General features: G+C 68.6%; 10 protein-coding genes. 7 read left to right on the top strand and 3 right to left on the bottom strand.

Translation table 11 applies throughout. The features are described 5' to 3' along the window. Window positions 1-22 precede the first annotated feature (22 nt). The 6 genes from QM806_RS29360 (at window position 23) to QM806_RS29335 (ending at window position 8010) form a co-directional block, all read left to right on the top strand. Window positions 23-964, top strand: coding sequence for a PAC2 family protein (locus tag QM806_RS29360; protein ID WP_005256316.1), 942 nt, complete (start codon window positions 23-25; stop codon window positions 962-964). Continuing rightward, on the top strand, window positions 961-2112 hold the full coding sequence (locus QM806_RS29355; protein ID WP_005562921.1) for an MFS transporter: 1152 nt from the start codon (window positions 961-963) through the stop codon (window positions 2110-2112). Before QM806_RS29360 ends, QM806_RS29355 begins: the two co-directional genes overlap by 4 nt. 90 nt (window positions 2113-2202) lie before the next feature. Beyond that, on the top strand, window positions 2203-4698 hold the full coding sequence (nirB, locus tag QM806_RS29350; RefSeq protein WP_283293715.1) for a nitrite reductase large subunit NirB: 2496 nt from the start codon (window positions 2203-2205) through the stop codon (window positions 4696-4698). Continuing rightward, window positions 4695-5021, top strand: a complete 327-nt coding sequence (locus tag QM806_RS29345; RefSeq protein ID WP_283293714.1) for a Rieske 2Fe-2S domain-containing protein — start codon at window positions 4695-4697, stop codon at window positions 5019-5021. The genes nirB and QM806_RS29345 overlap by 4 nt, the downstream gene beginning before the upstream one ends. A gap of 124 nt (window positions 5022-5145) precedes the next feature. Next, complete coding sequence (locus QM806_RS29340) at window positions 5146-7332, top strand: acyltransferase family protein (protein WP_133984372.1); 2187 nt, start codon at window positions 5146-5148, stop codon at window positions 7330-7332. Between the two features lie 99 nt (window positions 7333-7431). Then, window positions 7432-8010: a carboxymuconolactone decarboxylase family protein gene (locus tag QM806_RS29335; protein WP_054246581.1), complete on the top strand. Its 579-nt coding sequence runs from the start codon at window positions 7432-7434 to the stop codon at window positions 8008-8010. A gap of 38 nt (window positions 8011-8048) precedes the next feature. On the opposite strand, the gene QM806_RS29330 is transcribed toward QM806_RS29335, so the two are convergent. Continuing rightward, on the bottom strand, window positions 8049-8489 hold the full coding sequence (locus QM806_RS29330) for a DUF3224 domain-containing protein (protein WP_054246582.1): 441 nt from the start codon (window positions 8487-8489) through the stop codon (window positions 8049-8051). 65 nt (window positions 8490-8554) lie between these two features. Between QM806_RS29330 and QM806_RS29325 the strand changes: the two genes are divergently transcribed. Next, complete coding sequence (locus tag QM806_RS29325; protein WP_054246583.1) at window positions 8555-9355, top strand: helix-turn-helix domain-containing protein; 801 nt, start codon at window positions 8555-8557, stop codon at window positions 9353-9355. Between the two features lie 16 nt (window positions 9356-9371). Here QM806_RS29325 and QM806_RS29320 read toward each other — a convergent pair whose 3' ends face one another. After that, window positions 9372-9584, bottom strand: a complete 213-nt coding sequence (locus tag QM806_RS29320) for a helix-hairpin-helix domain-containing protein (RefSeq protein WP_133984374.1) — start codon at window positions 9582-9584, stop codon at window positions 9372-9374. An 11-nt stretch (window positions 9585-9595) separates the two neighbouring features. Beyond that, window positions 9596-10177, bottom strand: coding sequence for a helix-turn-helix domain-containing protein (locus tag QM806_RS29315; RefSeq protein WP_133984376.1), 582 nt, complete (start codon window positions 10175-10177; stop codon window positions 9596-9598). Between the last annotated feature and the right edge of the window lie 33 nt (window positions 10178-10210).

Below are 10210 nucleotides of genomic sequence, written 5' to 3'. Positions count from 1 at the left end.
ATGCTGGCCGTAGGCTGGGTGGGTGAGTTCCAGTGAGTTCCCCGTCACGCCTGCGGGCCGCGCCGACGACACCCCCGACACCGCGGATGCCGGTGCGGCGGACAGTGGCGTGCCCGTACTTCGTGACCCTGTCCTCGTCGCCGCCTTCGAGGGCTGGAACGACGCCGGCGACGCCGCGAGCGGAGCCGTCGAGCACCTCGAGTTGACCTGGGACGCCCAGCCGCTCGCCGAGCTGGACTCCGAGGAATACTACGACTACCAGGTCAATCGACCCACGGTGCGGCAGGTCGACGGTGTCACCCGGGAGATCGTGTGGCCCGCCACCCGCCTGTCGGTGTGCTCGCCTCCCGGCAGCGACCGCGACGTGGTTCTGCTGCGCGGGATCGAACCGAACATGCGCTGGCGCAGCTTCTGCGAGGACCTCCTCGAGCTGATCGATCAGCTGCAGATCAACACCGTGGTGATCCTCGGGGCACTGCTCGCGGACACCCCGCACACGCGGCCGGTCCCGGTGACGGGCAGCGCGTACAGCAGCGAGGCCGCCGAGCGGTTCAAGCTCGAACAGACCCGCTACGAGGGGCCGACCGGGATCACCGGGGTGCTGCAGGACGCGTGCGTCCGAGCCGGTGTGCCTGCCGTGTCGTTCTGGGCGGCCGTGCCCCACTATGTGTCCCAGCCGCCGAATCCGAAGGCCACGGTGGCGCTGCTGCAACGCGTCGAGGATGTCCTGGACATCGAGGTGCCCCTCGGGGAACTCCCGGCCCAGGCCGACGACTGGCAGGAAGCGGTCACCGAGATGACCGCGGACGACGAGGAGATCGGCGAGTACGTCCGCTCACTCGAGGAGCGCGGCGACGCCGAGACCGACATCTCCGACGCCATCTCGAAGATCGACGGTGACGCGCTGGCGGCCGAGTTCGAGCGGTATCTCCGCAGGCGTGGGCCCGGCAGCTTCGGGCTGTGACGAAGAACTCATCCGAGTCGCTTCGTTCCTCGCTCCAGCGCACGGCGCTCTACGCCGGCGGTTTCCTCGGTCCGTTCGGCGGCGGGGTCGTCGCCTCGATCCTTCCCGAGATCGGTGACGACCTCGGCGTGAGTGCGTCCGCCGCGGCCGGCTCGCTGACCGCGTACCTGCTGCCGTTCGCGTTGCTGATGCTGGTATCGGGCACGCTGGGCGCCCGGTGGGGGCAGACGCGGACCGTGCGGATCGCGTACGGCGTCTACCTGCTGTCGTCGCTGGCGTGTTTCGTGGCGCCGACGCTGCCGCTCTTTCTCGGCGCCCGTGTGCTCCAGGGGTGTTCGAACTCGTTCACGACGCCGCTGCTGCTGGCGGCGCTCGCCGCCTCGACTCCGAAGAAACATCTCGGCCGGGCACTGGGAATCTTCGGCGCCTTCCAAGCCGCGGGACAGTCGAGCGCGCCGCTCGTCGGCGGGCTCGCGGCGGAGGTCGACTGGCGTCTCGCATTCCTCGTCATCGCCCTCGTCGCCGCGGTGCTGGGTCTGATCGGTGTTCCCGACAGTGCTCCCGCCGAGCCGGGGGCACCGCGCCCGCGACTGCGCGACGCCCTCACCCCGTCGGTGCTGAGAATCGGGGCGGTCGCACTCCTCGGCTGGGGTGCGCTCGGTGGGCTGAGCTTCCTGGTCGCGTTCCGCGCCGAGGACGCCTTCGGGCTGAGCCCGACCCAGCGTGGGCTGCTGCTCACGGGGTTCGGCGTCGCCGGCATCCTCACCGCACGCTTCGTCGGCGGTGTCATCGACAAGATCGGGGCCCGGGCGGCCGTCCTGATCGGCGCGTTCGGCGGCGCGATTCTCGTCGCGGCCACCGGGACCGTGTCCCTCCTCGCGGTCGCGGCCGTGGCGTGGTTCGCGGCCGGAATCGCCGGTCAGTTCATCCTGGTGGGGGTCAACGCCGCCGTGCTGGGTTCGCCGGGCCCGAACCGGGGCGGCGCGGTATCCGTCGTGCAGGCGCTGCGATTCATGGGCAACGCGCTCGCCCCGATCACCCTCACCCCGGTGTATTCGGTGTCGCCCGCGGCCGGTTTCCTGCTGCCCGCCCTGCTCCTCGCCGTGCTGGCCCCGCTGCTCATGCCCCGCGACCGCGCACCTGCCTGACACGACTTCCGGGAGGGCTGTGAGGTGTTCCTGATTCCCACGTAACGTGCTCGCAGCCGTTACGACACTCCCGGGGCGGAGCCTCGACGCATGGCCAACACACCGAGTTCGAGCAAGCTGCTGGTCGTCGGCAACGGTATGGCCGGCGCACGCACCGTCGAGGAGATCCTGAACCGTGGCGGCGGCGAGCGTTTCGAGATCACCATGATCGGCGACGAGCCCTACGGCAACTACAACCGGATCATGCTCTCGCACGTGCTGTCCGGGGAGGCGGCCGTCGACGACGAGGACCTGATCCTCAATCCCATGGGCTGGTACACCGCCAACGGCGTCAAACTCCACGCCGGCGACCGCGCGGTCGCACTCGACCGGTTCGCGAAGACCGTCACGTGTGAGAGCGGCCGCGTCGTCGATTACGACGTCCTCATCATCGCCACGGGAAGCAACACGTTCTTCCCCAACATGGACGGACTGCGCGAGCACGACGGGCGCCTGGCCCGCGGGGTGTTCGGCTTCCGGAACATCGCCGACACCAACGGCATGCTGCAGATGGCGCAGGCCCGCGACGACGTGTCCGCGGTGGTGATCGGCGGCGGTCTGCTCGGCCTGGAAGCCGCGTACGGGCTGCGCACTCAGGGTCTCACCGTCAACGTGGTGCACTCCCCCGGGCACCTGATGAACCAGCAGCTCGACGAACGCGGCGGCAGTGTCCTGCGCGCCGAGATCGAGAAACTCGGTGTCGGCGTCCACACCTCGATGCGGACCACCGCCGTGCTGCGCGACGACGCGGGCCTCGTGACCGGGGTGTCGTTCGTCGACGGCTCCACCCTGGACGCCGACATGGTCGTCGTCACCGCCGGAATCCGGCCCAACACCGAACTCGCGCGGGCCGCCGGGCTCGTGGTCGAACGCGGCGTCGTGGTGGACGACCAGATGCGCTGCGAGGACGAGGGTTCCGTGTACGCCGTCGGCGAGTGCGCACAGCACCGTGGGGAGACCTACGGCCTCGTCGCCCCGGTGTGGGAGCAGTCGGTCATCCTCGCCGAAGTCCTCACCGGCTCCAATCCCGAAGCGGCGTACATCGGTTCGCGCACCACCACCAAACTGAAGGTCGCCGGCGTCGACGTGGCCGCGATGGGCGTCAAGGGACCGGAGACGGCGGACGACGAGTTCGTCCAGTACTACGAACCGCGCAGCGGCACGTACAAGAGCCTCGTAGTCCGAGACGGCAAGCTGATCGGCGCCACCCTGATGGGCGACATCAGCAAGGCCGGTTTCCTCACGCAGGCGTTCGACGGCAAAGTGCCGCTGCCCGAGGAGCGGATCAGCATGCTCTTCGACGTCGGAGCCCCGAGCGCCGCGACGAGTGTCGCCGATCTCCCCGACGACCTGCAGGTGTGCAACTGCAACGGTGTGAGCAAGGGCGATCTGGTGGCGTGCGTCCATTCCGGTGCCAAGACACTCACCGACGTCTGCGCCCAGACCCGGGCAGGCAAGGGCTGCGGCTCGTGCAAGGGTCTCGTCGCCGACATCGTGGCCTGCGCCGCGGGCGGCGAACTCGAGGCCGACCCCTCCGCAGACTGGTATGTGCCCTGCATCCCGATGACGAAGCCCGAACTCATCGCGACCATCCGGGAACGCGATCTCCGCGCCGTGTCCCAGGTGTTCGCCGAGCTCGCGACGGACGCGAAGGAGGACGCGTCCGCGAAGATGCCCCTGGCCTCGCTGCTCCGCACCATCTGGGGACCCGACTGGGTGGACGAGCGCGGCGCGCTGTTCATCAACGACCGCGTGCACGCCAACATCCAGCGCGACGGCACGTTCTCGGTGGTCCCGCAGATGAAGGGCGGCGTCACCACGCCGGAGCAACTCCGCAAGATCGCCGACGTTGCCGACAAGTACGGCGTGCCGCTCGTGAAGGTCACCGGCGGGCAGCGCATCGACCTGCTCGGCATCAAGAAGGAGGATCTACCCAAGGTGTGGGGTGACCTCGACATGCCGTCCGGGTTCGCCTACGGCAAGAGCATGCGCACGGTGAAGACGTGCGTCGGAGCCGATTTCTGCCGCTACGGTCTCGGCGATTCGACCAGCCTCGGCATCGCGCTCGAGGAGCGGTTCCAGGGCCTGGAGACGCCCGCGAAACTGAAACTCGCGGTCGCCGGGTGCCCACGCAACTGCTCGGAGGCCCTGTGCAAGGACTTCGGTGTGGTCGCGGTCGGCGACGGCCGGTGGGAAATCTACGTCGGCGGCGCCGCCGGAGCGCACATCCGCAAGGGCGATCTGCTGGCCACGGTCGAATCACCGGACGCCGTAGTGGAACTCGGCGGACGGTTCATCCAGTACTACCGCGAGAACGCGAAATGGCTCGAGCGCACGTACGACTTCGTGCCGCGGATGGGACTCGAACATCTTCAGGCGCTACTGGTCCGAGACGAGGAGGACATCATGACGGGATTGGACGAGCGGATCCAGACGGCGGTGGACGGCTACCGGGATCCCTGGAAGGAGCGCAGCGCGCCGAAATCGCCCGCACAGTTCGCTCCGTCGCTCCCGCTGCTGCCGCTTCCCCAGGTGCCGGTCCGATGACCGCCCTGGTCGAGGGGCCTTCCGAGGTCGCGGTGGGGCCGGTCAGCGACCTGACGCCGGGCGAAGGCCGGATGTACGTCGTGCAGAACCGTCAGGTGGCCGTGTTCCTGTTGTCGGACGGCACCGTTCGGGCGATGGATGCGGTGTGCCCGCACAAGGGCGGCCCCCTCGCCGACGGACAGATCGACGCCGCCGGCGTGACGTGCCCGCTCCACCAGTACGCGTTCGCCTTCGACACGGGCGCCTGCGCATCCGAGGGTGTGGGCTCGGTCCGCACCTACGCCGCCTCGGTTCGCGAGGGGTCGGTCGTCGTGCACGTGTGACTGGCCATTCACGAGCGCTCTGCCCTGATACGGCGTGCCTTTCGGGAAAGTCTCGGCACCGCTGTCATCATGAGCTCAATGCTGCAGCTGAAGGGGCGCGTCGCATGGACAGATCGCTGGTCGAGTGAATACCGTCGCGAGTCCGGAACGGCGACGCCGATCCGGTAACCGCCCTCCGGCCGGTGTCCGGCCGGCCGAGCCGAGGTTCCGCGCGGACATCGAGGGTCTACGCGCCGTCGCCGTGCTGGCCGTGGTCCTCTTTCACGCGGGCGTGCCCGGAATCGACGGAGGGTTCGTCGGTGTCGACATCTTCTTCGTCGTCTCGGGGTTTCTCATCACCGGCCTGCTGTGGCGGAACGTCGCCAGCACCGGCCGTGTGCGGTTGGCCGAGTTCTACGGTGCCCGGGCCCGCCGGTTGCTGCCCGCCGGGTGCATCGTGCTGGTGGCCACTGCGATCGGCTCGGCCCTGCTCCTGCCCCCTCTGCAGGCCCGCGCGGTCCTCGGCGACGGGATCGCCAGTGCGCTCTACGTCGGTAACTACCGGTTCGCGCTGCACGGCACCGACTATCTGGCCGCCGACGCACCCCCGTCACCGTTCCAGCACTACTGGTCGCTCGGCGTGGAAGAGCAGTTCTACCTGCTGTGGCCGGCGCTGATCATCGGGGTCGCCTGGCTCGTCCGGCGCAGGACACGGCGCCTCGACGCGGACGAAACACCGTCGACGACCCCGTATCTGATCGTGCTCGCCGTGGTCGCCGCAGTGTCGTTCGCGGTCTCACTCGACTGGACCCGGACCCTGCCGCCGTGGGCGTTCTTCTCGTTGCCCGCCCGCGGCTGGGAACTGGCCGCAGGCGGGTTGGTCGCCCTGTCGGTTCGACACTGGCAGCGGCTGCCGTCGGTGGTCGCCGCCGCGGCCGGATGGACGGGTTTCGCACTGATCGTGGTCGCCTGTTTTCGACTCGGCGAGACGACGCCCTACCCCGGAACCGCCGCGCTGGTTCCGGTCGTCGGCACGGTGCTGGTGATCGGGGCGGGGTGTGCCACACCCCGGCTGGGGGTCGGTCGGAGCCTGTCGCTGCCGCCGATGCGGGCGGTCGGTCGGGTGTCCTATTCCTGGTACCTGTGGCACTGGCCGGTACTGCTGCTCGCGCCGATCGTGCTCGGCCGCTCGCTCGACCTGACCGATCGTCTGGCGATGGTCATGGTGTCCGCGGGTCTGGCCGGACTGACACTGGTCCTGGTCGAGAATCCCGTCCGCTTCGCTGCTCCGCTGCGTCGTTCGGCCACGCGCAGCCTCGTACTCGGCGGCGCCGTCACCGCCATCGCAGTGTGTGCGGCACTGGTGCTGCTGATCGCGCGGCCGGTTCCGGTCGGACACGGAGCCGCGGCCACAGCCCTCACCGTCTCTGCGCCGGCCGAATCGGCGCCTACCGCAGTCGATCCGCGCGACGCGGCGGTGCACGACATGACCGCGCAGGTGCAGGCAGCGGTCGCGGAATCGGCAGGGCTGCAAGCGGTCCCGTCGAATCTTTCTCCACCGCTCGCCGACGCGCCGGCAGACAAGCCGGAGGTGTTCGTCAACGGCTGTGTGCGGTCGTGGCTCGAAGTGGGTCAGGGCGAGTGCGCGTCGGGGGACGTGGCGTCTCCGACGACGGTGGCGCTGGTCGGCGATTCGCATGCCGCGATGTGGGCCCCGGCATTCGAATCGGCAGCCCAGCAGAATCATTGGCGGCTCGAGACGATGGGCAAGGTCACCTGCCCGCTTCTCGACCTCCCACTCACCAGCCCCTACCTCGGGCGGGAATACACCGAGTGCGAGCAGTGGCGCGGCGAGATCGTCGATCGGCTGCGGACCGAACGGCCCCGATTGGTCGTGCTGAGCATGTCCCGGCGGTACGGCGCCGATTTCGGTTTCACCGTCTACGGTCAGGCCTGGCTCGACAGCCTCACCCGCCTGGTCACGGAACTGCGGGCCACGGGTGCGGCCGTCCTCGTCCTCGGACCGATCCCGGATCCGCAGTCGACCGTGCCGACGTGCCTATCCGCCCACCTGGACGACGCGACCGCCTGCTCGCCGCCACGGCCGGTCGCGGTGAACGACGCCGGCGTCGTGGCCGAGGCGGTGGCCACCGCGGCAGGCGGCGGACGGTACGCCGACCTCACCGCCCTGTTCTGCACCACCGAGCGCTGCCCCGTCATCGTCGGCAACGACCTCGTTTACCGCGACGACAATCACCTGACCCTCGAACACGCTCAGGCACTCTCGCCCGTCGTCGCCGCGCTGGCCGACCGCGCACTCGCACCGGGCTGAGCGGTAGCGAAGGTTCCTGCCGCCAATTCCGGTTCGGGTGTCACATTCGGTTCGTGGCCGGTGTCTCATGCCGAGAGCACGACAACCGGAGGAGGAATCATGGCCGGCAATACCCGGATCCCGAAGGCCGAGCTGACCGGCATCTACGGCGCGATCGTCAAGCGGATGTCCCGCAAGATGCTCGGCGAGGTGGCCGAGCCGGTCGAGGTCGCGTGGCACAACCGGAAGGTGCTGAACTTCAGCTTCAGCGTCGGTCGCCAAGCGCAGAAGTGGGATCGGTGTGACGCGAACCTGAAGTCGTTTGCCCACATGGCGGTGGCCGGCCTGGTCGGCTGCAGCTTCTGCCTGGACTTCGGCTACTTCCAAGCCCACAACGAGGGGCTCGATCTGACCAAGGCACGCGAAGTACCCCGCTGGCGCCAGTCGGACGTGTTCACGCCGCTGGAGCGGGACGTGCTCGAGTACGCCGAAGCGATGACCCTGACCCCGCCGACGGTCACCGACGAAATGTCGGCCAGGCTGCTCGACGCGCTCGGCCCGGCCGCGCTGGTGGAACTGACCGCGTTCATCGCGCTGGCGAACTTCGCGACCCGCACCAACACCGCGTTCGGCATCGAATCACAGGGCTTCGCGACGGCGTGTGGCCTGAAGCCCCTCGCCGCACCCTCGACGACATGACGGCCGCCGGGCGCGAAGACACGATCGACGACGAAAGCTCATCCGATGTCGTACGACAGAACGAATTCGTAGCCGCTGTCGCCGGGGCCCGCGATGGACAGGTCCGCGCTGCCGCGTAGGTCGATCAGACCGCCGGTGCCCATACCCGGCACCACCTCGATCCGTGCCGACACCGAACCCTGGTCTTGGCTGCCGATGTGCTGGAACACGCACGTTCCGTCGTGCCCGCCGATCGAGCCCTCGAAGCGCTCGAGTCCGAGCACCGGCGCGGCATCGGCCTTGTATGCGATCAGGTAGACCACCGTGCTCGTCCCGTCGATGTCCCCGGAGTACGAGTACGCGACGGTCGCTCGGTTGGCACCGCGAGTGGGGTAATAGGTGTCGCCGGCGGTCGTACCTTCGCCGTCGATGTCGACGATCATCGATTCCGACCACGAGGCGATGGAGAACTTGCCACGTGCAGTGTGTGAGTAGCTCATGACACGTGACTCTAGGTACGCGGCAGCGTGGCATTCTTGAACATTCGCGACACTAGGATGAGCGAATGCCGACCGTGCCAGGACATCCCGAGGCGATCGTCCACCCGACGGCCGCCGCACCGGGGTTCGAGGTCGAACGGGTCGCTCCCCGAGAGGCTTTGGCCGAGTTCGTCGACTACCACTGGCTGGTGAGGTGGTCGGTGCCGCAACCCCATCGACAGCAGGTGGTGCCCCAGCCCCGCGTACATGTCGCTGCCGAGGACGGACAGCTGCTGGTGCACGGGATTTCCCGGTCGCCGTTCTACCGAACGCTGACCGGGAACGGCCACGTCCTGGGAGCTGCCTTCCACGCCGGCGGGTTCCGGCCTCTGCTGAGGGGCAGCGTCGGCGCGATCTCGGGAACCGTCCAGCCCGGCCGGGATCTGCTCGCCGGTGACGATCGCCCGGTCGCGGAGCGAATTCTGACCGGCACGGACAGCGCGGAGATGATCGACGCCTTCGAGCGATACCTTCTTCACACCGATCCCGTTCCGGATCCCACGGGTCGGGAGATCACAGCCCTGGTGGGCGACGCCCAGCGCCGCCGCGACATCGTCCGGGCAGACCAGCTCGCCGCACATGCCGGCTGCAGCCTGCGCACCCTGCAACGGCTGTTCACCGAGTACGTCGGCATCGGCCCGAAGTGGGTGATCCAGCGATTCCGCATCCTCGACGCGGCCGGCGCCGCCCACTCGGGCGAGAGGATCGACTGGTCTGCGCTGGCCTACGAACTGGGGTTCAGCGACCAGGCGCACCTGACCCGTGTCTTCACTCACGTGGTCGGGACACCACCGGCCACCTATCAGCGCACGCACGGCCTGCTGTAGCCCGGCCGGGCTCGACTCAGTTCGCGAAGCCGAGCCCCCGCTCCGCGAGTTCCTCCTCGAGGATTCGGATCGCCTTCGGTCCGACGCCGTGGATCTTCGACAGCTCCTTGGCGGTGACCGTCGTCAGTTGGTCGAAACGCGTATAGCCGTGAGACGCGAGCTCACGACGGGAAACCTTCCCCATGCTCGCCGGAAACTCCGTCTGGCCTGCGGTGTCGGAAGTCGACATGCCTGTCCTCACTACTCGTTGTGACCGGCGTGCAGGTGGGCACGCTCCCCGTCGTGGTCGAAGATCGTGAGGATCTCCACGGGACCGTCGTGGGCGCCGATGGAGTGCGGCACCATGGTCGAGAACTCCGCTGCGGCACCCTCTTCGATCAGTATGGTTCGCTCACCGAGCTGCAGGCGGGCTGTCCCCGACAGCACCGTGAACCACTCGTGGCCCGGGTGCACACTCACATGCTCCGGGCCCGCGGGCCGATCGGAGGTGATGCGCATCTTCGCCACGGTCGCGCCGTGGAGCGCGCGTTCGCGGGACAGGAGCCAGATCGTCAGACCTCGCGTGTGTTCGGGCTGCGGCCGGATCACCACATCCTCGTCCTCGACGGACTCGACGAGCTGATCGAGCGTGGTGCCGAGGGCCCGCGCGATGGGAACCAGTTGGTCGAGGGCGATCCTGCGGTGGCCGGTTTCGATGCGGCTGAGGGTGGACGGACTGAGAAAGCAGCGCGCAGCGAGCACGTCCAGTGACCAGCCGCGGGCCAGCCGAAGGCCTCGGATGCGTTGACGGATCACGCTGTCCAACCCCACTTCTTGCGTCATAGGCAAGAGTGTATGCGTATCGCGCAGGATGTG

Source organism: Rhodococcus sp. IEGM 1351, assembly GCF_030056875.1.
Classification (GTDB): Bacteria; Actinomycetota; Actinomycetes; order Mycobacteriales; family Mycobacteriaceae; genus Rhodococcus_F; species Rhodococcus_F opacus.
Note: the sequence above shows the minus strand (reverse complement) of the source record. Positions and strands in the feature narration are given on the sequence as shown.